The organism is Mycobacterium sp. 155, from assembly GCF_000373905.1.
Taxonomy (GTDB): Bacteria; Actinomycetota; Actinomycetes; order Mycobacteriales; family Mycobacteriaceae; genus Mycobacterium.
In genome coordinates this window covers 1,274,935-1,300,748 of record NZ_KB892705.1, presented here as the reverse complement: position 1 = coordinate 1,300,748, position 25,814 = coordinate 1,274,935, and the positions used below count along the sequence as shown (strand labels likewise).

23 protein-coding genes are annotated in these 25,814 nt (G+C 66.8%); 15 read left to right on the top strand and 8 right to left on the bottom strand.

Features of this window, described 5'->3' with window-relative positions:
- The first annotated feature begins 32 nt into the window (after nt 1-32).
- The 6 genes from B133_RS0106015 to B133_RS0105990 all read left to right on the top strand — a co-directional run bounded on the left by B133_RS0106015 (nt 33) and on the right by B133_RS0105990 (nt 7,591).
- The gene (locus B133_RS0106015; protein WP_018599820.1) at nt 33-671 is read left to right on the top strand and encodes a hypothetical protein; all 639 of its coding nucleotides are present in this window, start codon (nt 33-35) and stop codon (nt 669-671) included.
- A gap of 94 nt (nt 672-765) precedes the next feature.
- On the top strand, nt 766-1,335 hold the full coding sequence (locus tag B133_RS0106010; protein ID WP_026256031.1) for a hypothetical protein: 570 nt from the start codon (nt 766-768) through the stop codon (nt 1,333-1,335).
- A 208-nt stretch (nt 1,336-1,543) separates the two neighbouring features.
- Entirely contained in the window at nt 1,544-2,788 is a 1,245-nt protein-coding gene (locus B133_RS0106005; protein WP_018599818.1) for an NAD(P)/FAD-dependent oxidoreductase, read from the top strand.
- Between the two features lie 47 nt (nt 2,789-2,835).
- On the top strand, nt 2,836-3,795 hold the full coding sequence (locus B133_RS0106000) for an endonuclease domain-containing protein (RefSeq protein WP_018599817.1): 960 nt from the start codon (nt 2,836-2,838) through the stop codon (nt 3,793-3,795).
- A complete protein-coding gene (locus tag B133_RS0105995) occupies nt 3,792-4,445 on the top strand; it encodes a hypothetical protein (protein ID WP_018599816.1) in 654 nt (217 codons plus the stop codon). The genes B133_RS0106000 and B133_RS0105995 overlap by 4 nt, the downstream gene beginning before the upstream one ends.
- Nucleotides 4,445-7,591 carry a helicase HerA domain-containing protein gene (locus B133_RS0105990; RefSeq protein ID WP_026256030.1) on the top strand — a complete coding sequence of 1,049 codons (3,147 nt, stop codon included), beginning with the start codon at nt 4,445-4,447 and terminating at the stop codon, nt 7,589-7,591. The genes B133_RS0105995 and B133_RS0105990 overlap by 1 nt, the downstream gene beginning before the upstream one ends.
- Nucleotides 7,592-7,643: 52 nt before the next feature.
- Here the strand turns inward: B133_RS0105990 and B133_RS0105985 are convergent, their stop codons facing one another.
- The gene (locus B133_RS0105985) at nt 7,644-8,681 is read right to left on the bottom strand and encodes an NAD(P)-dependent alcohol dehydrogenase (protein WP_018599814.1); all 1,038 of its coding nucleotides are present in this window, start codon (nt 8,679-8,681) and stop codon (nt 7,644-7,646) included.
- Nucleotides 8,682-8,788: 107 nt separating this feature from the next.
- Here B133_RS0105985 and B133_RS0105980 point away from each other — a divergent pair, with 107 nt between their 5' ends.
- Both B133_RS0105980 and B133_RS0105975 read left to right on the top strand, forming a co-directional pair.
- Entirely contained in the window at nt 8,789-11,158 is a 2,370-nt protein-coding gene (locus tag B133_RS0105980) for a phosphoketolase (RefSeq protein ID WP_026256029.1), read from the top strand.
- Between the two features lie 38 nt (nt 11,159-11,196).
- Nucleotides 11,197-11,955: a CPBP family intramembrane glutamic endopeptidase gene (locus tag B133_RS0105975; RefSeq protein ID WP_018599812.1), complete on the top strand. Its 759-nt coding sequence runs from the start codon at nt 11,197-11,199 to the stop codon at nt 11,953-11,955.
- A 5-nt stretch (nt 11,956-11,960) separates the two neighbouring features.
- Here the strand turns inward: B133_RS0105975 and B133_RS0105970 are convergent, their stop codons facing one another.
- On the bottom strand, nt 11,961-12,977 hold the full coding sequence (locus tag B133_RS0105970; protein ID WP_085974173.1) for a zinc-binding alcohol dehydrogenase family protein: 1,017 nt from the start codon (nt 12,975-12,977) through the stop codon (nt 11,961-11,963).
- Between the two features lie 11 nt (nt 12,978-12,988).
- On the bottom strand, nt 12,989-13,291 hold the full coding sequence (locus B133_RS0105965; protein ID WP_026256028.1) for a GlsB/YeaQ/YmgE family stress response membrane protein: 303 nt from the start codon (nt 13,289-13,291) through the stop codon (nt 12,989-12,991).
- 459 nt (nt 13,292-13,750) lie between these two features.
- Between B133_RS0105965 and B133_RS0105960 the strand changes: the two genes are divergently transcribed.
- Nucleotides 13,751-14,008, top strand: a complete 258-nt coding sequence (locus tag B133_RS0105960; protein ID WP_018599809.1) for a hypothetical protein — start codon at nt 13,751-13,753, stop codon at nt 14,006-14,008.
- Nucleotides 14,009-14,023: 15 nt separating this feature from the next.
- Here the strand turns inward: B133_RS0105960 and B133_RS0105955 are convergent, their stop codons facing one another.
- From B133_RS0105955 to B133_RS0105945, 3 genes are all read right to left on the bottom strand, one after another.
- Nucleotides 14,024-15,088 (bottom strand): APA family fibronectin-binding glycoprotein, encoded by a 1,065-nt coding sequence (locus B133_RS0105955; protein ID WP_018599808.1) that lies wholly within the window; start codon nt 15,086-15,088, stop codon nt 14,024-14,026.
- 210 nt (nt 15,089-15,298) lie between these two features.
- Nucleotides 15,299-16,381, bottom strand: a complete 1,083-nt coding sequence (locus tag B133_RS0105950; RefSeq protein WP_026256027.1) for a sulfate/molybdate ABC transporter ATP-binding protein — start codon at nt 16,379-16,381, stop codon at nt 15,299-15,301.
- On the bottom strand, nt 16,378-17,172 hold the full coding sequence (locus tag B133_RS0105945) for an ABC transporter permease (protein WP_018599806.1): 795 nt from the start codon (nt 17,170-17,172) through the stop codon (nt 16,378-16,380). Before B133_RS0105945 ends, B133_RS0105950 begins: the two co-directional genes overlap by 4 nt.
- A 163-nt stretch (nt 17,173-17,335) precedes the next feature.
- Between B133_RS0105945 and B133_RS0105940 the strand changes: the two genes are divergently transcribed.
- Nucleotides 17,336-18,010: an SDR family oxidoreductase gene (locus tag B133_RS0105940; RefSeq protein ID WP_018599805.1), complete on the top strand. Its 675-nt coding sequence runs from the start codon at nt 17,336-17,338 to the stop codon at nt 18,008-18,010.
- Between the two features lie 155 nt (nt 18,011-18,165).
- Nucleotides 18,166-19,539 (top strand): NAD(P)/FAD-dependent oxidoreductase, encoded by a 1,374-nt coding sequence (locus B133_RS0105935; RefSeq protein ID WP_018599804.1) that lies wholly within the window; start codon nt 18,166-18,168, stop codon nt 19,537-19,539.
- A gap of 67 nt (nt 19,540-19,606) precedes the next feature.
- On the opposite strand, the gene B133_RS0105930 is transcribed toward B133_RS0105935, so the two are convergent.
- Both B133_RS0105930 and B133_RS0105925 read right to left on the bottom strand, forming a co-directional pair.
- Nucleotides 19,607-20,011, bottom strand: a complete 405-nt coding sequence (locus tag B133_RS0105930; RefSeq protein WP_026256026.1) for a PaaI family thioesterase — start codon at nt 20,009-20,011, stop codon at nt 19,607-19,609.
- A 154-nt stretch (nt 20,012-20,165) separates the two neighbouring features.
- Nucleotides 20,166-20,936, bottom strand: coding sequence for a hypothetical protein (locus B133_RS0105925; protein ID WP_026256025.1), 771 nt, complete (start codon nt 20,934-20,936; stop codon nt 20,166-20,168).
- A gap of 223 nt (nt 20,937-21,159) precedes the next feature.
- Here B133_RS0105925 and B133_RS0105920 point away from each other — a divergent pair, with 223 nt between their 5' ends.
- The 4 genes from B133_RS0105920 to B133_RS0105905 all read left to right on the top strand — a co-directional run bounded on the left by B133_RS0105920 (nt 21,160) and on the right by B133_RS0105905 (nt 25,595).
- A complete protein-coding gene (locus B133_RS0105920; protein ID WP_018599801.1) occupies nt 21,160-21,576 on the top strand; it encodes a BlaI/MecI/CopY family transcriptional regulator in 417 nt (138 codons plus the stop codon).
- A 14-nt stretch (nt 21,577-21,590) separates the two neighbouring features.
- Nucleotides 21,591-22,565 carry a M56 family metallopeptidase gene (locus B133_RS0105915; RefSeq protein ID WP_018599800.1) on the top strand — a complete coding sequence of 325 codons (975 nt, stop codon included), beginning with the start codon at nt 21,591-21,593 and terminating at the stop codon, nt 22,563-22,565.
- 70 nt (nt 22,566-22,635) lie between these two features.
- Entirely contained in the window at nt 22,636-24,090 is a 1,455-nt protein-coding gene (gndA, locus tag B133_RS0105910) for an NADP-dependent phosphogluconate dehydrogenase (RefSeq protein WP_018599799.1), read from the top strand.
- 14 nt (nt 24,091-24,104) lie between these two features.
- Nucleotides 24,105-25,595 (top strand): GuaB1 family IMP dehydrogenase-related protein, encoded by a 1,491-nt coding sequence (locus B133_RS0105905; RefSeq protein WP_018599798.1) that lies wholly within the window; start codon nt 24,105-24,107, stop codon nt 25,593-25,595.
- Nucleotides 25,596-25,814 lie beyond the last annotated feature (219 nt).

Sequence of the window (25,814 nt, the reverse complement as noted above, 5' to 3'; positions counted from 1 at the left end):
TTCCGAAGCGCACCGGCGGGTACGCGACCAGTATGGCCAACGACGATCTGGTCCGGCGTCTGCTGGACACCGCCGGGACGACATACGCCGAACAAGCCGGGATTCACCTGCGGGACAAGCCGATGCCACTGTTCGAGCTGCTGACGATGTGCATGCTCGCGAGTAAACCGATCGACGCCGGGATCGCGACGCAGGCGGCCCGCGAACTGTTCCGCTGTGGGCTGCGCACACCGCAGGCCGTTCTTGACTGCGACCGGCAGACGATGATCGACGCCTTCGGACGGGCCCACTACGCGCGCTACGACGAAAGCTCCGCGACGCGCATGTCGGCGATCGCGACGGCGGTGTCTGACGACTATGGCGGCGATCTGCGCCGCCTCGCCGAGCAGAGCGGGCAGGACACCACCGAGGCCAAGCGATTGCTGATGCGGTTCAAAGGAATCGGAGACACCGGCGCCGACATCTTCCTGCGGGAGGTACAGGACACCTGGCCGTGGGCCCGGCCGTACTTCGACGACCGGGCGCGCGCGGCCGCAGCCAACCTCGGACTACCCGACACGTCGGAGGAACTGGGTCGGCTGGTGCCGCACGATACTGCGAAACTCGCCGCGGCACTGATCCGGGTATCGCTGGATACCGGCCTGCGTGCCGAGCTGACCGACGGGCAGTGATCCGGCCGGCCGCTTGGCCGCCGCCACCGTTTCGCCGGCGACATGCGCGTGACGGGATGAGAAACCTTCAGTCCGCGGGCTATGGTTGCGCGTCGTGAGGCGTTGTGCAGTCCTGACCGCGGCAGCTGCAGCATTGGTCGGATGTTCCTCCGGCACGGTTGTCAACACCGGTGACGCACCCCCGCAGATCCCTACGACCACGTCGACAGCCGTGCCGCAGTACAGCACCGCGAACCTCGTCGACGGCTCCGCCTACGCCACCGAGGTGGACGGTCGCACCGGGTACTACTTCAGCACCCCGAGCGGACGCTGGCGATGCGCAATCCTGCCCCGTGACAAGGCGGGCTGCCAGTCCGCGAACGGGTTGTCGACCATCGCCGTCAGCGGCGCCCCCACCGCGGTGCCCGACGGCAGCGGCGGCACCACTACACCCAACGCGATCGCCGTCGACCGCGACCACGACGCCGGATTCATCGCGCTGACCGAACCCGAGTTCTCCGTGGACGACGCAAAGACACTGCCCTTCGGCAAAGTGCTTGCGGTAGCGGGATTTCGGTGCAATGTGCAGGAATCCTCCGGCATATCGTGCGTGCGCGAACTGACCGGCAAAGGATTCACGTTCTCGGGCGAAACGTTCACTCCGCAGTACACGGACATCCCTTAACGAGAAGGAATGATCCGGATCGGCACGTCGGGCTGGTCATACGACCATTGGACCGGCGTGCTGGCGGTCTATGAGCTACTGCAGCGGTACGACGCGGCGTATGTCGTGATGAGCTGTACGCCGGTTCCTACCCGACCTCGAGGGTCATGCAGTGTGCAATGCCCGAACGCTCAAGCGGTTGCCCTCGGCGCGAGTACGCTGAGTTGGCATGACCCAATCCACGTCCCAGTCATCCACTTTCGTGATCGTCGGCGGTGGCTTGGCTGGCGCTAAAGCCGCTGAAGCGCTGCGGGACAATGACTTTGGCGGAAAGGTCATACTTTTCGCCGCCGAGGATCATCTACCCTACGAACGCCCACCGCTGTCCAAGGAGTATCTGGCCGGCAAAAAGGCCCTCGCAGATTTCACCGTCGACCCCGCCGACTGGTACCGCGACCACCACATCGACCTGCGGGTGGGCACGACGGTGACCGCCGTCAACCCCGGCGACCACACCGTCACCCTGCCCGACGACAGCACCGTCGGCTACGACAAGCTCCTGCTCGCCACCGGATCGGCCGCGCGACGCCCGCCGATCCCCGGCGGCGACACGGCTGGCGTGCACTATCTGCGCACCGTCGACGACGCTGCGGCCCTACGCGACACGCTGACCGAGGGGGCTTCGCTCGCGATCGTCGGCGCGGGATGGATCGGCCTCGAGGTCGCCGCGGGCGCCCGCGAACGCGGCGTGAACGTCACCGTCGTCGAGTCCGCGGAGCTGCCGCTGCTGGGCTCGCTCGGCGCCGAGGTCGGCGAGGTGTTCGCCCAGCTGCACCGCGACCACGGTGTCGACCTGCGGCTGAACGAAACGGTGCAGGAGATCACGGTCGCCGACGGCCGCGCGACCGGCCTGAAACTGGGCGACGGGTCGACCGTGCCGGCCGACGCGGTGCTGGTCGCGGTCGGCGCGGCGCCCAACATCACGTTGGCCGAAGAAGCAGGCCTGACCATCGCCGACGGCGGCGTGCAGGTCGATGCGACCCTGCGCAGCAGCGATCCTGACATCTACGCCGTCGGCGATATCGCCGCCGCTCAAAACCCGGTGTTCGACGCGCGGATCCGGACCGAACATTGGGCCAACGCACTCAAGCAACCTGCTACCGCCGTGGCCGGCATGCTCGGCAAACCCACCGAATACACCGAACTGCCGTACTTCTTCACTGACCAGTACAACCTTGGCATGGAGTACGTCGGATACGCCCCCGCGTACGAGCAGGTGGTGTTCCGCGGGAACGTCGCCAAGCTTGAGTTCGTCGCCTTCTGGCTCTCCACCGACAACCGCGTCCTGGCCGGCATGAACGTGAACGTGTGGGACGTGCTCGACGACATCAAGACCTTGATCCGGTCGGGAACCCAAGTCGATCCGCAACACCTGGCGGATCCACAGCGGCCGCTGAGCGCTCCGACCGCGTGAGGCCTGCCGCCCCGATTCCCTGGGCTGCGATACCTCGTGGTCAAGTCGTGCGATTGGCCGGGCCAACCGCAGAGGAACTCGCGGTTGCGCTCGATCCACTCCCGGCCGGAGCACCGGTGGTGATCCACTGCCGGCTGCGCCCCGGCGCTGCCCGCGTCGTCGTCGACAGTCTCCTCGACCATCTGGAAACCGTTGCGTGCCAGCTATTTCCGTCCTGGCTTCCCGATGCTGACATGTTGCACACCAGTGACCTCGACTGTCGGGTGGTCCGCGCGCTGGCGCGCAGGCACGCCGCCGCCAGCGAACATTTCGGTCCTTTCCTCGCCGACCTGGCCGAGGCTGCGCTGCTGGGCCGGCCCATGCGCGAGCGCCACGACCCGGAACTACAGGCGCGGGGACTGCGACGCGCACTGTGCGCCGCATATGGCACGGACGATGTCGCCGTACTGATCGACGCGTCGGCCGACGAGGACGTCGATGAGGCGTCCTGTGCGACAGCACTGAAGTGGCTTACCACTCACGGGGGCTTTGGAGTGTGGCTTCTCGCCGGCGCCATGGCATCGGTGGACCGCTTCCCCACCGTCACGCTGCCCGGCGGGTGCCGCCCAGTGACCGCCGATGCCGACGACCGCGTCGAGTTTCCGCCGTTGCTCGGGCTCCCACACCCCGCCAGCGCCGCCGAGCAGGCCCTCGAAAAGGCCTTGGCGCGGTGCGGCTGGGCGGCCGAACGCACCTGGAACCAGGTCTATCAGCCGCATTCGCTGGCTCGGCCCATCCGCGTCGACCTACTGTGGCCACAGGCACGGTGCGTTGTCGAGATCGACGGACCGGACCATCGTGGCGCACTGAAGTACGCCGCCGACCGGTGGCGCGACAACACCTTGGTACTGGACGGCTTCACGGTGTTGCGGTTCACCAACGACGAGGTAGCCGCGGATGTGTCACGGGTGGTTGGCATGATCGAACGGATGCTGGCGGTCAGACGAGCTGAAGGGAATACGCAGTGAAGACCAATCGGGATGAGCTGACCGGGGTCCAGCAGGCGGTGCTGCTGGTGCTCATGGCCGAATGCCGGGCGGTGCCCAACCCTGAGCTCGAGAAGCTGGGCCCCAGGCTTGACAAGGACAGCAGGGTGAAGCTCAACGAGAAGGGTCTGGTGGAATCCAGCCGGTCTGGGCGGAGCTGGGTGCACGAACTGACCGACGACGGCTGGGCCACGTGTCGCCGCATCATCGGCAGTGACGCTCCGGCGTCGTCCTCCGGCCAGGGTAAGGCGCTCTACACCGTGCTGCGCGGCCTGGCCCGTTACCTCTCGGGGTCCGACGTGCCGCTGTCGGAAGTCTTCGCCGCACCGCCGGCCACCGGGCCGCAAGATGCCCCCGCATCGTCACCGGTCGCCGATGCCGAACAGTTGGTGCGCGAAGCGTACGCCCGCCTGGCACAGCGACCCGGGGGGTGGGTTGCGCTGGTACGCCTACGTGCCGAGATCCCCCAGCTCGCCCCGATGGAGCTGGACGCCGCACTGCGGCACATGTATCGCCTGCCCGGCGTCCACCTGATCCCCGAGGAGAACCAGAAGGTACTCACCGGCGATGACAGATCGGCCGCGGTGGCGATCGGTGATCAGGACAAGCACCTCATCGCGATCGAGCAGTGATGGATCCGGTACACCGCGAAGCGCTCGGTGCGCTGCGTCTGACCTGGGCACCGACCACCGACGACCTATGGCGACCCCAGGGCGCGCTGCACGTGTCCGGCTTGAACGAGGGCCCGCTCGGCGAGGTGATGGCGGCGTTCACCGACGCCGTCCGCCACCCCGACGTCAGCCCGCTCGGGGTGGCACTGCGCGGTCCGGCCGGCTCGGGTAAGACGCACATGCTCGGTCAGGTGCGGGAACGGGTGCAGACCGGCGGCGGCTTCTTCTTCATCGTCGAACTTCTCGATGCCACCAGCTTCTGGCAGTCGGCCCGAGCAGGCATGCTGGAGAGCCTCGGACGCCCCGGCACCCGCGAGACTCAGCTCAAGGATCTGCTGTGGGCGTTAGCGTCGCTGGCGCACGTGTCACGGGCAGACCGCCGCGCAATCGCCGGTGAGGACGACGTGTCACCCGAAACGCTCGACGGGTTCATCACCGCGTTGAGCAAGGTAGACCGGGAAACCATGAGGCAGTGCCGGCACATGGTCCGTGCCCTGGTGCTGTCCGGCTCGAACGACTTCGGCCTCCAGGACATCGGCGACGCCTATCTCAACGGGACCGACAGCCCTGCCGGTGAGCGAGCCACGTGGGGGCTGCCGGCTCCGGCGGGCACCCCCCAGGAAGTCGTGCGCGACATCTCCAGGGTGGTGGCATTGGCGGGCCCCTCGGTACTGGCGGTCGACCAGATCGACACCTTGCTGGCGCAATCCACGGAACGTACGGAATCGGCAAACGAACGTACCGACAACCGCGACATCGAGCACGTCGCCCACGGGTTGATGTCGATCAGGCAGACGATGCGCCGCACTGTCGGCGTCGTGGCCTGCCTGCCGACCGCCTGGGAGAGCATTCGCCGCCACGCCACCTCGACGGTGCAGGACCGGTTCCGGGAAACCTCGCCGCTGCAAGGCCTGCCCACCCCGGAGGTCGGTCGGGCCATCCTGGAACGGCGGTTCGCCTCCGACTACGCCACTGTCGGGTTTGCCCCGCCCTACCCGAGCTGGCCGATTCTGCCCGAGGCCTTCGCCGACGCCCCTGCCTACACTCCGCGGCAATTACTCAAGCGGGCCGATGCGCACATCCGGGGGTGCCTGGCCGGTGGGGCCGTCGAGGAGCTACGTGCCCTGACCGCCGACCCGCAGGTGTCATCGCATCACGAAGCGCCGCCGGAGCCCGTGCTGACCGACGACGAAACCGCGACGCTGGACGCACGGTTCGCCGATTACCGCCGGCGGGCGGTCACCGTCGCTGCCTTCGACCCCGAGGGCGAAGACACCACGGTGCCCGAGCTGCTCGGGGCAGCGCTGAGCGCCTGGATCGTCGAACGCGACGGCGGCGAGCAAGAGTTCCGGGTCGACCCCGGGCCCGGCGCCAAGGCCGTGCTGCACGCCAGGCTGCGGCAGAGCCTGGACTCCACCACCGACGATGAACGGCACTGGGCGTTTCGCGCGATCGCGGCTCCAAACGCCGTCGCAGCTCAGAGTCGCATTCGAAATGCTTGGAGTGCAACAGGATTCGGCGCCGACGCGAAGCGTCGCCAGCTGTTTTTCCTGCGCAATACGGCGTGGCCGAGCGGCAAGAAGATGGTGGAGATGATCGCCGAACTCGAGGCGGCGGGCGGACGCACCCTGCGCATGTCCGACGACGACGTGCGCACCATGGCCGCACTGCGCGACCTGATCAATGAGAATCCCCCGCATCTGCCCGCCTGGCTTGCGTCCCGCAGGCCCGCGCACGGTGTCGCGTTGCTGCGGGAGGCGCTCGGCGACGAGGCCGGCGACACACCACCACCGATACCCGAGTCGGGCGAACACGTGGCGGTCGACGAGCCCACAACCGCACCGGTTTTCGAGGCACCTATCGCTCTCACCGCCATCCCGCTCGGCGTCGACGACATCGGCGGGGTCATTCGTACTGTCGACCTTGTCGCACTGCGCAAACATGTCGCGATCTTCGCGGGTTCCGGATCGGGCAAAACGGTGCTGCTGCGGCGCATCGTGGAGGAATGCGCGCTGCGCGGTGTGTCGTCGATCGTCCTCGACGTGAACAACGACCTGTCCCGGCTCGGGGTGGCGTGGCCGGAAACCCCGCCGGGCTGGAACCCGCAGGACACCCCGCGGGCCCACGACTATCTCGACAACACCGAGGTGGTGGTGTGGACACCGAACCGGATGAGCGGGCGTCCGTTGGCTTTTCAGCCACTGCCCGATTTCGGCAGCGTCGTCGACACTCCCGACGAGTTCAACGAAGCAGTCGAATCCGCTGTCGCCGCCCTGGAACCCAGAGCACTGATCACCGGGAGCAAGTCGAAGATCGCCCACGCTCAAGCGGTGCTCAAGGAGGCACTGCAGTGGTACGGACGCCGCTCCGGCAGCGATTTGAAAGAGTTCATCGGGGTCCTGGCTGACCTCCCTGACGAAGCCAGCACACTGACCGGCGCCCGGGAACGGGCCGCGGAGTTGGCGACGAATCTGCGCGTCGCGATGATCAACGACAATATGTTCGGCGGTGCGGGCGAATCCGCCGACCCTGGAGTGTTGTTGACCCCGTCGCACGGCTATCGGGCGCGGGTATCGGTGATCAGCATGATCGGCCTGATCAGCGACCAACAGAAGCAGGCATTCGTCAATCAGCTACAGATGGCCCTGTTCTCGTGGATCAAGCGGCATCCCGCCGGTGACCGCCCGCTGGGGGGCCTGCTGGTGATGGACGAGGCGCAGAACTTCGCGCCCTCGGGACGCTCCACCGTCAGCCTTCGCAGCACGCTGGCCCTGTCCTCACAGGCCCGCAAGTACGGACTGGGGCTGCTCTACGCCACCCAGATGCCCAAGGGCATCAACACCGGGATTCCCAGCAACGCCGCCACACAGGTCTACGGCTTCCTCAACTCACCGGCCCAGATCGCAACCGCCGTCGAGTTCGCCCGGGTCAAGGGCGGCGAGGTGCCCGATATCAGCAGGCTGCGGGCCGGCACTTTCTATGTCGCGGCAGAAGGCGAAGCGTTCCACAAGATCAAGACGCCGTGGTCCTTGTCGCATCATCCCGCGAGCCCGCCGACCACCGAGGAAGTGTTGGCCCTCGCCCAGCGAAAGCTGGCTCCCAGGTAGGCATTTGGGGGCCGGCCCTACCACCGGTCACCAGGGCGGCGCGGCCGGTCACTCACTGCGGGCGGACAATGGACTTGAGGCTGGCGGGGTCGCTGTCACCGTCGAGGGCCTCGCCGACGTGTTCGAGGTCGTAGCGGCCGGTGACCATCGCATCGAGGTCGACGGCACCGCTGGCCGCCAGATGTATTGCGGCGGGCCAGGTGTCGGTGTAGCGGAACACGCCGGTGACGTTGATCTCCAGGTTCTGGATGTGGCTGACCGGCAGCGCGTACTCGTCAGCGCCCATGCCGACCAGCACGACGTGACCGGCTGGGCCCACGGCCTTGATGCCGCTCACGACGGCCACCGGTGCACCGCTGGCATCGACAAACGCGTCGACAGGATCGATCGCGGTGACATCGACGACCATAGGATCGAGCACCTCGGTGGCGCCGAACTGCAGCGCCCGCTCGCGCCGTGCGGCCACCGGATCGGTGACCACAATGCGGGCCGCGCCGAACGCGCGCGCGGTCTGCGCACAGATCACGCCGATTGGCCCGGCCCCGGCGATCAGGACCGACGAACCAGGAACCACGCGCGCCTTGCGCATCGTGGCGATGGCGACCGAGAGCGGCTCGAGCAGCGCCGCGGCCTCGTCGGACACGGAATCCGGTACAGCGTGCGCCATGTCGTCGTCGATGGTGACATATCGGCAGAACGCACCGTCGACGGGCGGGGTGGCGTAGAACTTCATCTCCGGGCACAGGTTGTACCGACCGGCCAGGCACTGCTTGCAGCGCCGGCACGGGTGCTGCGGCTCGACAGCGACCCGCTGACCGACCCGGTCGGGGTCGACGCCATCGCCCACGACGATGATCCTCCCGGACAGTTCATGCCCGAGGATCATCGGTTCCTCGACGACGAAGTCTCCGATGCGCCCGTGCCGGTAGTAGTGCACGTCAGAGCCGCACACGCCGACAGCAGCGACCTCGACCAGCACCTCATGCGGCGCGGGTGCCGGCACGGGCCGGTCTTCGATGTTCAGTGTGCCTACGCCGGTCATCACACTGGCCCGCATGGTGGCGGGCGCCCCGGTGGTGGTGGTGTTCATCTGACTGTCTCCGTTCGGCCGGTGAGCACTATTTTTTCGCGATATCGCTGCCGTCGGCGTCAATAATTCTTACCCGTTGTTTACCGGGCACCACCATGATGGGACAGATGACTGCACAGGCACTCACCTCGACGCTGTCCGATGACGAACTGACGCTTATCGATTCTTACTGGCGCGCCGCCAATTACCTGTCGGTCGGGCAGATCTACCTGCTGGACAATCCGCTGCTACGGGAACCGCTGGTCGCCGAGCACGTCAAACCCCGCCTGCTCGGCCACTGGGGCACCACCCCGGGACTGAACCTCATCTATGCCCACCTCAACCGCATCATCCGCGAGCGCGATTCCGATGTGATCTACATCACCGGGCCAGGACACGGCGGCCCGGGACTGGTGGCCAACGCCTACCTGGAACGTACCTACAGCGAGGTCTACACCGGAATCGGCGAGGACACCGACGGACTGCAGAAGCTGTTCCGGCAGTTTTCTTTTCCCGGCGGCATTCCCAGTCATGTCGCGGCCGAGACACCGGGTTCCATCCACGAGGGTGGCGAGCTGGGCTATGCGCTGGTGCACGCGTACGGCGCGGCTTTCGACAACCCTGACCTGGTGGTGGCTTGCGTGATCGGCGACGGTGAAGCCGAGACCGGACCGCTGGCGGCGAGTTGGCATTCGAACAAATTCCTCAACCCGGTCACCGACGGCGCGGTGCTGCCGATCCTGCATCTCAACGGTTACAAGATCGCGAATCCCACTGTGCTTGCGCGCATTCCCGCCGAGGAACTCGACTCGTTGCTGTATGGGTACGGCTATCGGCCGATCACGGTCGCCGGCGACGACCCGGCAGATGTCCATCAGCAGTTGGCTGCGGCGTTCGATGACGCGTTCGACCAGATCGCCGCGATCCAGCGCGCGGCGCGGCTCGACGGCGAACCCGGCCGGCCGTTGTGGCCGATGATCGTCCTGCGCACGCCGAAAGGCTGGACCGGCCCGAGGGAGGTCGACGGCAAGCAGGTAGAGGGCACCTGGCGCTCGCACCAGGTGCCCCTGTCGGAAACCCGCACCAACCCCGCGCACCTCGCACAACTTGACGAGTGGCTGCGCAGCTACCGTCCCGAGGAGCTGTTCGACGAGACCGGCGCATTGCGAGAGGAGCTGCGGGCCGCCGCACCCACCGGCAATCGGCGGATGAGTGCGAACCCGCATGCCAACGGCGGGCTGCTGTTGCGTGACCTCGACCTGCCCGACTTCACCGACTATGCCGTCGCTGTGGACCGACCTGGAACCGAGACCGCGGAGGCGACCCGCGTACTCGGCGGCTTCCTGCGCGACGTGATCACCCGCAACCCCGACCGGTTCCGGTTGATGGGCCCCGACGAAACCGCGTCCAACCGGTTGGCATCGGTGTTCGAATCGACTGACCGGGCCTGGCTGGCCGAGATCGAACCCGGCGACGACCATCTGGCGCCCGACGGCCGGGTTATGGAGGTGCTCTCCGAACACCTGTGTCAGGGCTGGCTGGAGGGCTACCTGCTGACCGGCCGCCACGGCCTCTTCAACTGCTACGAGGCGTTCGTGCACATCGTCGACTCGATGCTCAACCAGCACGCCAAATGGCTGTTCAGCAGTTCGCACCTGCCGTGGCGGCGGCCGATCGCGTCGCTGAATTACTTGCTGACCTCGCATGTCTGGCGCCAGGACCACAACGGCGCGTCGCACCAGGACCCCGGATTCATCGATCATGTGGCCAACAAACGGCCCGAGGTAGTGCGGGTGTACCTGCCGCCGGATGCCAACACCCTGCTCTCGGTCGCCGACCACTGCCTGCGCAGCCGTGATTACGTCAACGTCGTCGTCGCCGGGAAGCAACCGGCGCTGAACTATCTGACGATGGACGAGGCCATCGCACACTGCACCCGGGGATTGGGGATCTGGGAATGGGCCAGTACTGGTTCCGAAGAACCCGATGTGGTGCTGGCCTGTGCCGGTGACATCCCGACGCTCGAAATCCTGGCCGCGGCCGACATCCTGCGCCGCCGCCTGCCCGAACTGAAGGTCCGCGTGGTCAACGTCGTCGACATCATGCGGCTGCAACCTGAATCTGAGCATCCGCACGGAATGTCCGAGCGCGAATTCGATTCGGTCTTCACCACCGACAGGCCCGTTATCTTCGCCTACCACGGCTACCCGTGGCTGATCCACCGGTTGGCCTACCGACACGCCAACCATGACCAGCTCCATGTGCGTGGATTCAAGGAGCGGGGCACTACCACGACGCCGTTCGACATGGTCATGCTCAACGACCTGGATAGGTTCCACCTGGTTATGGACGTCATCGACCGGGTCGAGGGTTTGTCGGCTCGCGCCGCGGGCCTGCGGCAGGAGATGGTCGATGCCCGGTTGGCTGCGCGCAGCTACACGCGTGAACACGGTGAGGACGATCCGGCGATCTCGGAGTGGACCTGGCAACGGATGTGACCTGGGCTATTGCGCCACGCCGGTATACTGGGCAAGTTATGTCTGACCACGCCGCGGTAGCAGAGCATCCCCTGGTGGGCCAGCTGTCGGCGTTGCACCACTTCCGTATCTACGCCGATATCGGGGTCGTGATCGTGGTGCTGACGCTGACGAATGTGATTGCGCACTTCACCACACCGTGGGCCAGTGTCGCGACCGTGCCCGCGGCGGCACTCGGATTGCTAGTCCTTGTGCGGGCACGCGGTCTGGGTTGGGCCGAGCTGGGTCTTAGCCGCGAGCACTGGCGTTCGGGTGCCGGTTACGCGTTGGCGGCGGTCGCCGTGGTGTTGACGGTTATCGCCGTCGGCGCGCTACTGCCATGGACGCGGCCGATGTTCATGAACAACCACTACGCGACCATTTCGGGCGCATTGATCGCCTCGATGGTGATCATCCCGTTGCAAACGGTGATTCCCGAGGAGTTGGCCTTCCGCGGCGTCCTGCACGGCGCGCTCGACCGGGCCTGGGGTTTCCGCGGTGTCGCCGCGGGTGGTTCGCTGCTGTTCGGTCTCTGGCACATCGCCAGCTCGCTGGGGTTGACCAGCGGCAATGTGGGATTCACCCGCTTGTTGGGCGGCGGAATCTTCGGCATGGTGGCCGGAGTCGTCATGGCGGTGGTGGCAACCGGGTTTGCCGGGTTCGTGTTCACCTGGTTGCGTCGACGCAGCGGCAGCCTGCTGGCGCCGATCGCTCTGCACTGGTCGTTGAACGGGCTCGGTGCGCTGGCCGCGGCGCTGGTCTGGCATCTGTCGGCCTAGATTCGTCAGGGCAGCAGCACCGCCGCCCCGGCGATCCGCCCGGCGGCCAGATCGGCAAGCGCGTCGGCGGCACGGTTCATCGGATATCGGGGCGTGGTGACCTCGACTCGGTGGGCGCCGACGAAGGCCAGAAATTCTCGGGCGTCGTCGCGGGTGTTGGCGGTCACCGACCGGATCTCGCGCTCTTGGAACAGGTGCCGCTGGTAGTTCAGCACCGGGATGTCCGTGAGGTGGATGCCGGCGATCGACAGGATCCCGCCGCGGTCCAATCCCTCCATCGCCGGCAGGACCAACTCCCCCACCGGCGCGAACAGGATCGCGGCGTCGAGTGGCTCGGGCGGCGGGTCGGCGCTGCCCTGCACCGACGCCACACCCAGCGCCAGCGCCAGCTCACGTGCCTCCTCGCCGCGCGTCATCACATGGACCGTGGCACCCTCAGCCATTGCCACCTGGGCGGTCAAGTGTGCACTGCCGCCGAAACCGTAGATGCCCAGCCGGCCACCCGGCGGCAGGTCCGTTCTCCGCAGCGCGCGGTATCCGATGATGCCGGCGCACAGCAGCGGTGCCAGTTCGGCATCGGAGTAGCCCTCGGGCAGCCGGTGAACAAAAGATGCCGGCGCGGTGGCGAATTCGGCGTATCCGCCGTCGGCGTCCCATCCTGTGTACCGCGACTGCGGGCACAGATTCTCTCTGCCGCGACGGCAGTAAGCACACTGTCCGCAGGTATGCCGCAACCAGGCGACGCCCACAAGATCGCCCGGGACAAAACCACCGTCGGTGTCCGGGCCGACCTCGACCACCTCAGCGACGATCTCGTGCCCGGGGATCACCCGCGGCCGGTGCACAGGCAGGTCACCCTCGGCGACATGCAGATCGGTGCGGCACACGCCACAGGCGCGCACCGCCACCAATAGCTCACCGGGTGACGGCTCCGGAATCGGAACCGTCACCCGCTGCAGCGGGTTCGTGCTCACCGGGCCGGGATTGGCGACCTGCCACGCGGCCATGCTCCCACTGGTCATCGGGAGAGCTGTCAGCTGCGTTTGCGGACCAACCCGACGATCCAGAGCAGGATCACCGACCCGAGGATTGCCGTGAACAGGGTGAACCACCAACCACCCGCGGCGGTGTTGAGGAAGAAGCTCAGCAAGAAGCCGCCGATCAACGCTCCAATGATCCCGATGACGACGTTCATCAGAATGCCTGAGCCGCCACCCTTGACGATCTTGCCTGCGATCCAACCGGCAAGCGCGCCGATGATTACATAGCCGATCCAGCCAACACTGGTCAGCGTCGTGGAGCGGGCGAGGAACTCAGTCGCCGCCATTACATCCATTGCAGTTTCTCCTGCCTGTCGCTGGCTCAGCCCAGCGGGGCCCGCGGGGCCTCTCTCAGGTGTACCAACCGAAAATAACAATTCATCTGACGAATTGAGCACGATCGGCCGACGATGGCCGGTCTACCAGGACTATTTGCCCCGGCATCGATATGCGGTCGAGCAAATCGTTATCACATTGTCGGCGTGTCGTTGCGCAGCTATCCTTTGTTTTATCTGGCAACTCGCCGTGGATCAGGTGCGGCGCCACGCGGATGCGACGCCTCAGGGGCACGGAGGTCGCAATGTACAGCACAGATATTCCGGGTAAGCGATTCGGATCAACCACCCACCCTCGCGGTACTGGATGTTCGGCTGCTTTACCAGCTATCTCACACCAGCCACTTTCATCACATTCGCACCACCTGTCACACTGCGGCGCCAGCAAACGCAACCCGCGGGCTCCACGAGGAGAGGACGATGAAGGCTCTCATTGGGCTGGCAGTCACCGTACTGGCGACAAGCGGTATCGCACTGACGACGGCGTCCCCGGCCGCTGCCGGCTGCCAGGGCGGATGGACGCCGTGGGGCGGCGGTACGACCTGTGACGGGCCAGTCGGGCAGGACGGCACGTTCCAGCGGTGTGTGACAGCAGGAGCGATGGGCTTCGGCGGCACCAACTGCTACCTCATGAACATCAACAACCTGGCCGGCAACGTGCCGTATGTCGGTCCGTAGGCCCCAGACCGCCCGTCAGGACGGCGGCATCATCTCCGGCGGGGCGTTGGTGACCGGAACCGGTACACCGACCGCAGGATGCGCCGGCGGAGCGTTCGGTGGCGGCGGCGCGGCCGGGTCAGCAGGCGGCGCAGCCGGGGCGTTCGGGTCAGCAGGCGGCGCAGCCGGGGCGTTCGGGTCAGCAGGCGGCGCGGCCGGGGCATTCGGGTCCGGCGGCGGCGCGGCGGGCGGCGTCCACGGCCGGATCGAATTGGCCAGGGCCACCGCGGCGTCCTTGTCTACCGGGTGATCGGCCGACCCGAGCCAGACTACGAACCACCGTTCCGGGGTGCGCTGGCCACGCGGCGCGCCCGCGGGTGTGGGATTGCCGACCACCCCGGCCCAGATCTGGCCGTTGGGCTTGTTGGCGTCGGTGAATTTCACCTCGTAATACGAAGCGGCGCCAGCCAATCCGTTCGCATCGAGCGGAACGGTCTCCTGGTTGACACGTGTCCCCGGGAACGGCATGAAGAACTCACCCATGTCCGACGCCAACCGGACCGCGGCCTTGTCGTTATCGGCTTCGGCACCGGCGAACAGTTTGAGGTCGAGCCGGCCGAGCAGCACGCTGGTGTCGTTGGGCGGCTCCGGCGTGCCCTCCGGCGGAATCTTCGTCAGCAGGGCTTGCCCGTAGGACAACTGGGTGGCGTCGGAGACCTTCCAGCCCTGCGGAACGACATAGCTGAAACCGCCCGCCGCGTTGTCCACGCGGCCTGGCTCCGGCGCGGGTGCCGCCGGCGCAGGAGGCGCGTTCGGATCGGCGGGTGCCGGTTCCGGCGCGCCGGGTGCCGGAGGCGCAGCGGCCGGGGCGGCGGGTGCACCAGGGTCCGCAGGCGCAGCAGGCGCGGCAGGCGGCGCGTTGGGGTCGGCGGGAGCCGCGGGCTGGGACGTGTTGCCGGGGGGCGGAGGCGGCGGCTCAGGATCGGCTTGCGCCACTGCTGGCAGCGCCACAGCCACCGCGGTCGCACCGGTCACCGCGGCCAGTGCCAGCTTTTTCGACAGACCCCTGCGTCGAGGAGACATCGCGTCCGACTCGTCCATGGGGAAGAAACTACCGTGTTACCGCCGTGACGCAAGTGTGCGTTGCTCTCAAAGTGTTTAATCCGACGATTGCTACACATCATTAATACGCTTGTCAGCACATAGTTACCGCATTGCTGACATGGCAAGGCCGCAGGCGCCACGCCGGACCCGCGGCGGGGCCTGAGCAGGCCTCGATCTCACCGGTTATCGCCTGTGCAGCAAGTACCGTTACGGCGCGGAATGGACCGCAATCTCCTGCGCCTTGACTGTGAAGTAGACCCGCTCCCCCGGCGTCAGCCGGAGCTCGGCGGCCGATTCCGCAGTGACGTCGGCGGCCAGCCCGGGTGCCCCGTCAGGCTGCTCATCAGCGCGCACCCGGATCCCTGGCCCACGGCTGTCCAGCTCGGCGACGGTGACCGCGACGGTATTACGGGGGCTGCCGTGCGGCTCGTCGCGGTACACCGCCACCGCCGACGGCGCAAACACCGCGACCGCCGGGCGACCCGGCACCACATCCCCGGTCGGTGTGCCGTGCCAGCTCGCACCCCATGCCGTCGTCAGGTCACCTGCACCGGCCGCGACGCCTGCGACGAGGTTGACGCCGGCGAAATGTGCCGCAAAACGGCTTTTCGGCACCGCCAACACCGCTGCCGCAGAACCACTCTCGACGATATGGCCGGCCTCGATCACCACCACCCGGTCGGCGAGCGTCAACACGTCGAGCAGGTCGTGGGTGATCAGCACCGCACACCGTCCGTCCACGGTCAGAACCCGACGCAACACCTTGCGCATCGCACCAGCCACCGCTACATCGAGCCCTGCCATCGGCTCGTCCAGCAGCAATACATCGGGCTCAGCGGCCAATGCGCGGGCCAACGCCACCCGCTGCGCCTGGCCGCCGGACAATTGACGTGGTGTGCGGTCGGCCAGATCACCGGCGTCGACCTCGGTCAACCAACGCAGAGCGCAAGCACGCGCGGCTGCCCTGCCCATCCGATGCCGACTGCGCGGACCGAACGCCACGTTCGCACCGACGCTCAGATGTGGGAACAACAGCGGGTTCTGCAGCATCAACCCGACCCGACGCGCATGGGTCGGCACGTGGATACCGGTGTCGGTGTCGGTGACCACCCGATCGCCGATCTGGACGCAACCCGCGTCGGGCTCGACCAGACCGGCGATGACGTGCAACGTCGTCGACTTACCCGCGCCATTGGGGCCGAGCACCGCCAGTACCTCACCGGGTGGCACCGTCATCTCGAGGTCGAGCCCCCGGCGGGCGACCACCGCACGTGCGGCCAGCCCCGTCATGCCCATGCCCCCGAGCGCAACCTGCGGCCACCCAGCCCGACCACCACGACCGCGGCCACCACGACCAACACCACGGACAACGCCACGGCAGCATCGGCATCGCTCTCCCGCTGCAGGTAGATCTCCAATGGCAAGGTCCTGGTCACCCCCTGACGCGAACCTGCGAACGTCAGAGTGGCACCGAACTCCCCCAACGCCCGGGCAAACGCGAGCACCGCACCCGACAACAGGCCAGGTGCCAGCAGAGGCAGCGTCACCCGCCACCAGACCGTGCTGGGCCGCGCCCCGAGGGTCGCGGCCACCACCTCGAACTCGGCTCCCGCGGTACGCGCCGCTCCTTCCAACGAGATCACCAGGAACGGCAGCGAGACAAAGGTCTGCGCCAGCACCACAGCCGTCGTGGTGAAGGCGATATGCACGCCGCCAGCCTCCAGGTAGCGGCCGATGATGCCGAGCCGACCGAACGCATACAGCAGCGCGATTCCGCCGACCACCGGCGGCAACACCAACGGCAGCAGGATCAGTGGACGGGTCAGCCGCACGACCCGGCCCTCGCTGCGCGCCAGTACCAGCCCGAGTGGGACGCCGAACAGCACACACAGCAGCGTGCTGGCGGTCGCGGTCTTGAGGCTGAGCAGCAACGCTGCCGTGGACGAATCGCTGGCGATCAGCGTCCAGAACCGGGTCCAGTCCACCTTCACGAGCACCGCCAGCAGTGGCAGTACCACGAAGGCGGCTCCGAGCGCGGCCGGCAGATAGATCCACCGCGGCAGGCCGGGACTTGTGTTCACGACCGGGCCGAACCCGCAATGGTCCGCGTCATGGCACAAACCATAGGGGAACCCACCGCCGGATAGACGCGCGTCAGGTTTCGCCAGATTGCTACCCTCCAGTAACATCGACGGGTGATCGTCCCCGCCCGGGCGGCGATCCCCAGGTACATGGAGGTACATCATGGCGGAGGTGCTGGTCACCGGTGGCGATACCGAGCTTGGTCGCGTAATCGCGACGGGGTTCAAGGACGCCGGCCACAACGTGATAATCGCCGGCAGTCGCCGTGACGACCTGGAGGTCGCCGCCAAGGAACTCGAAGTCGAGTCGATCGTCTTCGACGCCACCGACCCGGCCAGCCTCGAAGAAGCCGGACCGCAGTTCCCGCACCACATCGACACCCTGGTCAATGTCCCGGCACCCCGTTGGGACGCCAAGGATCCGCGCACCTTCACCTTGGCTGACCACGCTGCCGCGTGGCGCGAAGCGCTCGATGCCACGGTGGTGTCGGCGGCGCTGACGATCCAAATCATCGGCGATCACCTGCGTTCGGGCGGCACCATCGTCAACATCGTCGCCGAGACCCCTCGCGAGGGCAGCGCGGAGGCCGCTATCAGGTCCGCGCTGGCCGACTGGACCGCCGGTCAGGCGGGTCATTTCGGCGCCCGCGGGATCACGATCAACGCCGTCGCTCCGGGCCGCGGCTCGAATCCCGGCTACGACGGCTTGAGCAGCACCCCGCAATCGGTGGCCGACGAGATCGCGCGGCTCGCGGTGTTCCTGACCACACCGGCCGCCCGCCACATCACCGGCCAGACGATGCACGTCGGTCGGGGCGCCCTTGCGGGCTTCGCCTGAAATACCAGCGTCGGCGAAGCATTCGAACCGTCGACATCAGGGTAAACAGTCGGTGCCATGAGCTATCTCACCGAGCTGATGGGAAGGCTGCGGACTACCCTGTCGGTTGTATTGATTGATTCTATTGAAAGCCAAACGTCGGCGAGGAGCAGTGAATGAGCGATCCCGTAGCTACGGCATCGGATCGGCATAAGGTCGTTATCATCGGGTCGGGTTTTGGTGGTTTGAACGCCGCGCAGGCCCTCAGGCATGCCGACGTCGACATCAAATTGATCGCGCGCACGACTCACCACCTGTTCCAGCCGCTGCTGTACCAGGTGGCCACCGGCATCATCTCGGAAGGTGAGATCGCCCCGCCCACCCGCCTGATCCTGCGCAAGCAGCACAACGTGCAGGTTCTGCTGGGTGACGTGACCCATATCGACCTGGAGAAGCAGACCGTCGACTCGATGCTGCTCGGGCACACCTATACAACGCCGTACGACAGCCTGATCATCGCCGCGGGCGCCGGACAGTCCTACTTCGGCAACGACCATTTCGCCGAGTTCGCACCCGGGATGAAGTCCATCGATGACGCCCTTGAGTTGCGTGGGCGCATCCTCGGCGCGTTCGAGCAGGCCGAGCGGTCGAGCGACCCCGAGCGGCGCAAGAAATTGCTCACGTTCATCGTCGTCGGCGCCGGCCCCACCGGTGTCGAGATGGCCGGCCAGATCCAGGAACTCGCCGACCAGACACTCAAGGGCAGTTTCCGTCTCATCGACCCCACCGAGGCGCACGTCATCCTGCTCGACGCTGCGCCCGCCGTGCTGCCGCCCATGGGTGAGAAGCTCGGCCAGCGGGCCAAAGCCCGTTTGGAGAAGATGGGCGTCGAGATCCAGCTCAACGCCATGGTCACCGATGTCGATCGAAACGGCATCACCATCAAGGACAAAGACGGCAGCCTCCGCCGAATCGACTCGGCCTGCAAGGTGTGGTCGGCCGGGGTTTCAGCCAGCCCGCTCGGTGAGGATCTGGCCGCCCAGTGCGGCGTGGAGCTGGACCGGGCCGGACGGGTCAAGGTGTTGCCCGATCTGACCATCCCGGGGTACCCCAATGTTTTCGTCGTCGGCGACATGGCGGCGGTGGACGGCGTACCGGGTATGGCACAGGGCGCGATCCAGGGTGGGCGTTACGCAGCCAAGTTGATCAAGCGCGAGGTCGACGGCACCAGCCCGAAGATCCGGACGCCGTTCAAATACTTCGACAAGGGCTCGATGGCCACGGTCTCGAAGTGGAACGCCGTCGCCAAGATCGGCAAGCTCGAGTTCAGCGGGTTCTTCGCCTGGCTGGCCTGGCTAGGTCTACACCTGATCTACCTCGTGGGCTTCAAGACGAAGGTCGCGACCCTGATGTCCTGGGCGGTGACGTTCCTGAGCCGCCAGCGCGGGCAGCTCACCATCACCGAGCAGCAGGCCTACGCCAGAACCAGGATCGAGGAACTCGAGGAAATCGCCGCGTCGGCCAAAGAGACCGAGAAGGCAGCCTCCTAGCATCGAGCCGGTAGACAGCCGGTCACCTCGCCAGGTGGCCTGGCTGTCTCTGTACACCGTGCGCGGACTACTCGGGCGGAAGGTTCTGCAGCCGTACCTGGCCGCGCGCGACCGGCTTGTGGTTCTCGTCGGTGATGGTGACCAGCCAGAGCTGTTGGCGGCGGCCTCTGTGGATCGGCGTGGAAACCGCCGTGACGGTGCCGGATCCGATCGCGCGCAAGAAGTCGGTGTTGTTGTTGACGCCCACCACCGTCCCGCCGCCGTGTTCGGACAGCCAGATGTGGGCAGACACGCTGGCAAGGCTCTCGATGATCGTGCAATAGACGCCGCCGTGCGTGATTCCCCACGGCTGCAACAGCTTCTCGGTGATGTTCAGCTGTGCCTGACCGCCGTCAGGACTGAGGTCGACGAACTTCAGTCCGATCTCGTTGTCGAATCCTCTAACCAGATCCTCGGGCACGCTTGTGGTCACAGTCCTCGTGTCTACACGGTGAACCGCCGCAAAGGAGCGGGCGGGTCCCGCGCTACACGCGGGACCCGCCCTTCGAGCGGACCGGGGGTCTCTGCAGCCCTCAGGACTCCGGCACGGTCCGTTAGCTTGTCACTAAATAATAGGCAAGCCTGCCCTAATTAAGCAAGACCTTCCCCGCCCGCCCGGCGCCACGAACCGGCAACCCGAACCCTGCCAGCGCATCCAGCACTGCTTGACCCCTCCGCATGCTGACGAGCTCACTGGATCCCGCCAGCAGCGGCACCTGCGTAGCGGCGCCGACGACCGCAGCTCCGACCATGTGCCACATGGCCACACCCGATATGGCAGCGCCACTGATCTCGATCAGTCGATCGAACAGCGGTTCCAGTGCGCGGTGACTGCGATGCGCCACCCAGGTGGTCAGCGCGGCCTCGTTGGGCAGCGCCACGATGCCGTCGCGTGCCGAGTCGGCAATACGGGCCTGCCGGCCGCTGAAGTAGGCGTCGTCGGGCAGCGCCCGAAGGATCGGGTCGACCACTCCGACCCAGTCGATGGCCCCCTCCGAGTCGACGTGCACCCAGAGGTTCTCCAGCCCCGTGTCCCAGGCCCGGCCCTCCAACACCAGAAGCGGTACCACCCGGCCGACGACCACGTGTGCCAACGTTGCCGCCAATTGTTGCGTCACAGCCGCACGGTTGTCCGTTTCGGCAATGGCCGCGTCGAACATGCGCTGCAGCCGATCGGCCGTGAGAGCCTCGGCCAGAGGCCACCACCGCCGCCGCGACAAGTCCCGCATCACGGCCACGCCGTAAACCCGCGGACACTCCGGATACAGCTCACGCAAGCGTCGACTGGATTGATGCAGCGGCAGCGTCCGCCTGATGGCCATACCCGCGATCAGCGGGTCTTCGACCACGACCGTCATGACACCTCCCAAGGCTCCCAAATGAGTTAGGTTAGCCTTACTATATCTATTTGGTGACCATGGGCCAGTACCTGTGACTGGTTTCACAGGCCTCACAGAACGTGCGCTGACCTTGGGCTAACCGCCCGAAAACCGCCATACGCAGGCCACCGAAGAATCGATACGACACGCGGTAGTAACCCCGTAGTACCCTGGTTTTACTGCTCAGGAGAGTGAACGGAACATGGCCAAACTGACGCGCCTCGGGGAGCTGGAGCGCGAGGTTATGGACCACCTGTGGTCTGCACCCGAACCCCAAACGGTTCGCCAAGTCCACGAGGCGCTGGCCGCCCGCCGCGACTTGGCCTACACCACGATCATGACCGTACTGCAACGACTCGCCAAGAAGAACCTCGTTGTGCAGCATCGTGACGATCGGGCGCATCGCTATGCGCCCACCCACGGCCGCGATGAGCTGGTCGCCGGTCTCATGGTCGATGCCCTTGATCAGGCCGCGGACTCCGGTAGCCGTCAAGCCGCACTCGTTAATTTCGTCGAACGTGTCGGCGCAGACGAAGCCGAAGCCCTACGCCGCGCCCTCGCCGAGCTGGAGAGCGAGGACCGAATCCCTCCACCTGCTGGCAATTCCGGCATCTCCTGAGGGAGACTTACGGCGTGTCCGCGCTGGCCTTCACCCTCGTCGCGCTGGCTCTGGTTGGACCAGTGCCCGCGATGCTGGCGCGAGCGTCCTGGCCACTGCGCGCACCACGCGCGGCGATCGTGTTGTGGCAGTCCATCGCGCTGGCTGCCGTGCTGTCGGCATTCTCGGCCGGAATCGCCATCGCCAGCAGGCTGTTCGTGCCCGGCCCCGACGGACGTCCGACGGCCACCGTGACCGGGGAGATTGACGCACTGGGCTGGCCGCTCTGGCTGACCTACGTCGTGGTGTTCACCGTCACCCTGTTCATCGGCGCCCGACTGTGCCTCGCCGTGCTGCGGGTTGCCATCGCCACCCGACGCAGGCGCGCGTACCACCGCATGATGGTCGACCTGCTCGGCAAATCGCGCGACGGGCTACCACCGCATCTCTGCACCTCTGCCGGTGCGTCGCTCCCGCTCGAGCGCGCCGGCCTTCGCATCCTCGATGTCCCCCAGCCGCTGGCCTACTGTCTGCCAGGCGTGCGCAGTCGCGTGGTGGTCAGCGAGGGCACTTTGACCACGCTGTGCGACAGTGAGATCGCCGCCATCATCACCCATGAGCGAGCACACTTACGGGCCCGCCACGATCTGGTGCTGGAGATGTTCACCGCGGTGCACGCCGCATTCCCCCGGTTCGTCCGTAGTGGCAGCGCACTCGACGCGGTCCGGCTGCTGATCGAACTCCTAGCCGACGATGCTGCGGTGCGCGCAGCCGGGCCCACGCCGCTGGCGCGCGCCCTGGTAGTGTGCGCCTCGGGCAGCACCCCTTCGGGGGCGCTGGCTGCGGGCGGACCGACGACGGTGATCCGCGTGCGTCGGCTCGGCGGAAAACCCAACAGCGTGCCACTCGCCGTGACCGCATACCTGACTGCGGTCGCCGTCCTCGTCATACCCACCGTCGCGGTGGCTGTACCCTGGTTGACCGAACTGCGCCGGCTGTTCACCGGTTAAGACTGCTATCCGGGATCGCACCGCAGACAGAATTACGTTTTGCAACAACAAAACAACGAAAGGCTGCTGCATGACGAACACGGGTACGACCGGTACGGCACAAATCGGGGTGACAGGCCTGGCAGTGATGGGCTCGAACATCGCCCGCAACTTCGCGCGGCACGGCTACACCGTCGCCCTGCACAACCGCTCGGTGGCCAAGACCGACGCCCTGCTGGCCGAACATGGATCCGAGGGCAAGTTCGTCCGCAGCGAGACCATCGCCGAATTCCTCGACGCATTGGAGAAGCCGCGGCGCGTGCTGATCATGGTCAAGGCCGGCGACCCGACCGATGCGGTGATCAACGAGCTCGCCGACGCCATGGAGCCCGGCGACATCATCATCGACGGCGGCAATGCGCTCTACACCGACACGATCCGCCGTGAGAAGGCGATCCGCGAGCGTGGGCTGCACTTCGTGGGTGCAGGCATCTCCGGTGGCGAGGAGGGCGCGCTCAATGGCCCGTCGATCATGCCGGGCGGTCCCGCCGAGTCGTACAAATCGCTCGGGCCGCTGCTGGAAGAGATCTCGGCCCACGTTGACGGCGTGCCCTGCTGCACCCACATCGGTCCCGACGGTGCCGGGCATTTCGTGAAGATGGTGCACAACGGCATCGAGTACTCCGACATGCAGCTCATCGGCGAGGCCTACCAGCTGCTGCGCGACGGGCTCGGCCTGACTGCCGCCCAGATCGCCGACGTGTTCGCCGAATGGAACAAGGGCGAGCTGGACAGCTACCTGGTCGAGATCACCGCCGAGGTACTGCGCCAGGTCGACGCCAAGACCGGCAAGCCGCTCGTCGACGTCGTCGTCGACGAGGCCGAGCAGAAGGGTACCGGACGCTGGACCGTCAAGTCCGCGCTCGACCTCGGTGTACCGGTCACCGGCATCGCCGAAGCCGTGTTCGCCCGGGCACTGTCCGGCTCGGTGTCGCAGCGCAAAGCCACGGTCGGGCTCGCCGCCGGAGAGCTCGGCGACCGGCCAACGGACAGCAAGCAATTCATCGAGGACGTCCGCCAGGCCCTGTACGCCTCGAAGATCGTCGCCTACGCCCAGGGGTTCAACCAGATCCAGGCCGGTAGCACCGAGTACGACTGGAACGTCACCCCCGGTGACCTGGCCACCATCTGGCGCGGCGGCTGCATCATTCGGGCCAAGTTCCTCAACCGCATCAAAGAGGCATACGACGCCGACTCCGAGCTGGCCACGCTGTTGGCCGCCCCGTACTTCCGCGACGCGGTCGAGGCCGCGATCGACAGCTGGCGCCGCGTCGTGATCACGGCGACCGCCCTCGGCATCCCGATCCCGGGCTTCTCGTCGGCACTGTCCTACTACGATGCGCTGCGCACCGAACGGCTGCCTGCGGCGCTGACCCAGGGCCTGCGGGACTTCTTCGGCGCGCACACCTACGGGCGCACCGATGCCGAGCCGGACCAGAAGTTCCACACCCTGTGGAGCGGGGACCGCAGCGAAGTCCAGGCCTGAGTAGATTCGATGCCGTGAGGTTTCTTGGCGGACACACCCCGCCGTACGACCTGACCTATAACGATGTGTTCATCGTGCCGGGACGGTCGGACGTGGCGTCCCGCTTCGATGTCGATCTGTCCACGGTCGACGGGTCCGGCACCACCATTCCGGTGGTGGTGGCGAACATGACGGCGGTGGCCGGTCGCCGGATGGCCGAGACGATCGCGCGCAGAGGCGGCATCGTGGTGCTACCGCAGGACCTGCCGATCACCGCGGTGGCCGACACCGTCGAGTTCGTCAAGAGCCGGGATCTGGTCGCCGACACCCCGGTTGTGCTCGGTCCGGACGATTCCGTCTCCGACGCCATGGCGCTGCTCCACAAGCGGGCTCATGGCGCGGCGGTGGTGGTCGCCGCGGACGCGAGGAGCAATACAACCGGGGCGGACGCGAGGAGCAATACAACCGGGGCGGGCCGGCCGATCGGCTTGGTCACCGAGGCCAGCTGTATCGGGGTCGACCGGTTCGCCCGGGTCCGCGACGTCGGGCTGTCCGACTTCGTCACCGCACCGGTCGGCACCGATCCGCGGCAGGTGTTCGACCTCCTCGAGCACGCCCCGGTCGATGTCGCGGTGCTCACCGCGACCGACGGCACCCTGGCCGGGGTGCTGACCCGCACCGGCGCGATCCGGGCCGGCATCTACACACCCGCGGTCGACGACGCCGGTCGGCTGCGGGTGGCCGCGGCCGTCGGCATCAACGGTGATGTCGCCGGCAAGGCCCGCGCGTTGGTCGAGGCGGGCGCCGATCTGCTGGTCATCGACACCGCACACGGGCACCAGCTCAAGATGCTCGACGCCATCAAGGCGGTGGCGTCGCTGGATCTCGGCGTACCACTGGCGGCGGGCAACGTGGTCTCCGCCGAGGGCACCCGCGACCTGATCGAGGCCGGCGCCACGATCGTCAAGGTCGGGGTCGGCCCCGGCGCCATGTGCACCACCCGGATGATGACCGGGGTGGGCCGGCCTCAGTTCTCCGCGGTTGTCGAATGTGCTACTGCGGCAAGACAACTCGGCGGGTACGTGTGGGCCGATGGCGGGGTGCGCCACCCACGCGACGTGGCGCTTGCGCTGGCCGCCGGCGCGTCGAACGTGATGATCGGTTCGTGGTTCGCCGGCACCTACGAATCGCCCGGTGATCTGCTGCGCGACCGCGACGACCGGCCGTACAAGGAGAGCTACGGCATGGCCTCCAAACGTGCGGTGGCGGCACGCACCGCCGCCGACAGCCCGTTCGACCAGGCCCGCAAGGCACTCTTCGAGGAGGGCATCTCGACCTCGCGGATGTCGTTGGACGCGGCGCGGGGTGGTGTTGAAGACCTGCTCGACCACATCACCTCCGGGGTGCGTAGCACCTGCACCTATGTCGGTGCCGCGACCCTGCCCGAACTACACGAGAAGGTGGTGCTGGGGGTGCAGTCGGCGGCCGGATTCGCCGAAGGCCACCCGCTACCCAGTGGCTGGTGACGCAGCCGACCATCGGCAGCCGCGATAAGATGGACGCCTATCGCATTCACTGCTGGCCAGATCTCGCTGCGCCAACCGACCGAAAGGGTTCACGTGCCGCAGGCGCCCGCTGAGGCCTCCGGTTCTGAACCGGCCTTCTCCGCGGAACAGCAGACATCGTCGGACGCCGACACAGGCGACCCCTCTACTAGTCGGCCGGGCTCATTGCCCGGCGCTCCC

Excerpts from the sequence above, each read along its gene's own strand:
- B133_RS0106015 (WP_018599820.1), top strand. The coding sequence starts at position 33 with ATGGCCAACGACGATCTGGTCCGGCGTCTGCTGGACACCGCCGGGACG.
- B133_RS0106005 (WP_018599818.1), top strand. The coding sequence starts at position 1,544 with ATGACCCAATCCACGTCCCAGTCATCCACTTTCGTGATCGTCGGCGGT.
- B133_RS0105990 (WP_026256030.1), top strand. The coding sequence starts at position 4,445 with ATGGATCCGGTACACCGCGAAGCGCTCGGTGCGCTGCGTCTGACCTGG.
- B133_RS0105985 (WP_018599814.1), bottom strand. The coding sequence starts at position 8,681 with ATGAACACCACCACCACCGGGGCGCCCGCCACCATGCGGGCCAGTGTG.
- B133_RS0105980 (WP_026256029.1), top strand. The coding sequence starts at position 8,789 with ATGACTGCACAGGCACTCACCTCGACGCTGTCCGATGACGAACTGACG.
- B133_RS0105975 (WP_018599812.1), top strand. The coding sequence starts at position 11,197 with ATGTCTGACCACGCCGCGGTAGCAGAGCATCCCCTGGTGGGCCAGCTG.
- B133_RS0105970 (WP_085974173.1), bottom strand. The coding sequence starts at position 12,977 with ATGACCAGTGGGAGCATGGCCGCGTGGCAGGTCGCCAATCCCGGCCCG.
- B133_RS0105965 (WP_026256028.1), bottom strand. The coding sequence starts at position 13,291 with ATGGATGTAATGGCGGCGACTGAGTTCCTCGCCCGCTCCACGACGCTG.
- B133_RS0105960 (WP_018599809.1), top strand. The coding sequence starts at position 13,751 with ATGAAGGCTCTCATTGGGCTGGCAGTCACCGTACTGGCGACAAGCGGT.
- B133_RS0105955 (WP_018599808.1), bottom strand. The coding sequence starts at position 15,088 with ATGGACGAGTCGGACGCGATGTCTCCTCGACGCAGGGGTCTGTCGAAA.
- B133_RS0105950 (WP_026256027.1), bottom strand. The coding sequence starts at position 16,381 with ATGACGGGGCTGGCCGCACGTGCGGTGGTCGCCCGCCGGGGGCTCGAC.
- B133_RS0105940 (WP_018599805.1), top strand. The coding sequence starts at position 17,336 with ATGGCGGAGGTGCTGGTCACCGGTGGCGATACCGAGCTTGGTCGCGTA.
- B133_RS0105935 (WP_018599804.1), top strand. The coding sequence starts at position 18,166 with ATGAGCGATCCCGTAGCTACGGCATCGGATCGGCATAAGGTCGTTATC.
- B133_RS0105925 (WP_026256025.1), bottom strand. The coding sequence starts at position 20,936 with ATGACGGTCGTGGTCGAAGACCCGCTGATCGCGGGTATGGCCATCAGG.
- B133_RS0105920 (WP_018599801.1), top strand. The coding sequence starts at position 21,160 with ATGGCCAAACTGACGCGCCTCGGGGAGCTGGAGCGCGAGGTTATGGAC.
- gndA (WP_018599799.1), top strand. The coding sequence starts at position 22,636 with ATGACGAACACGGGTACGACCGGTACGGCACAAATCGGGGTGACAGGC.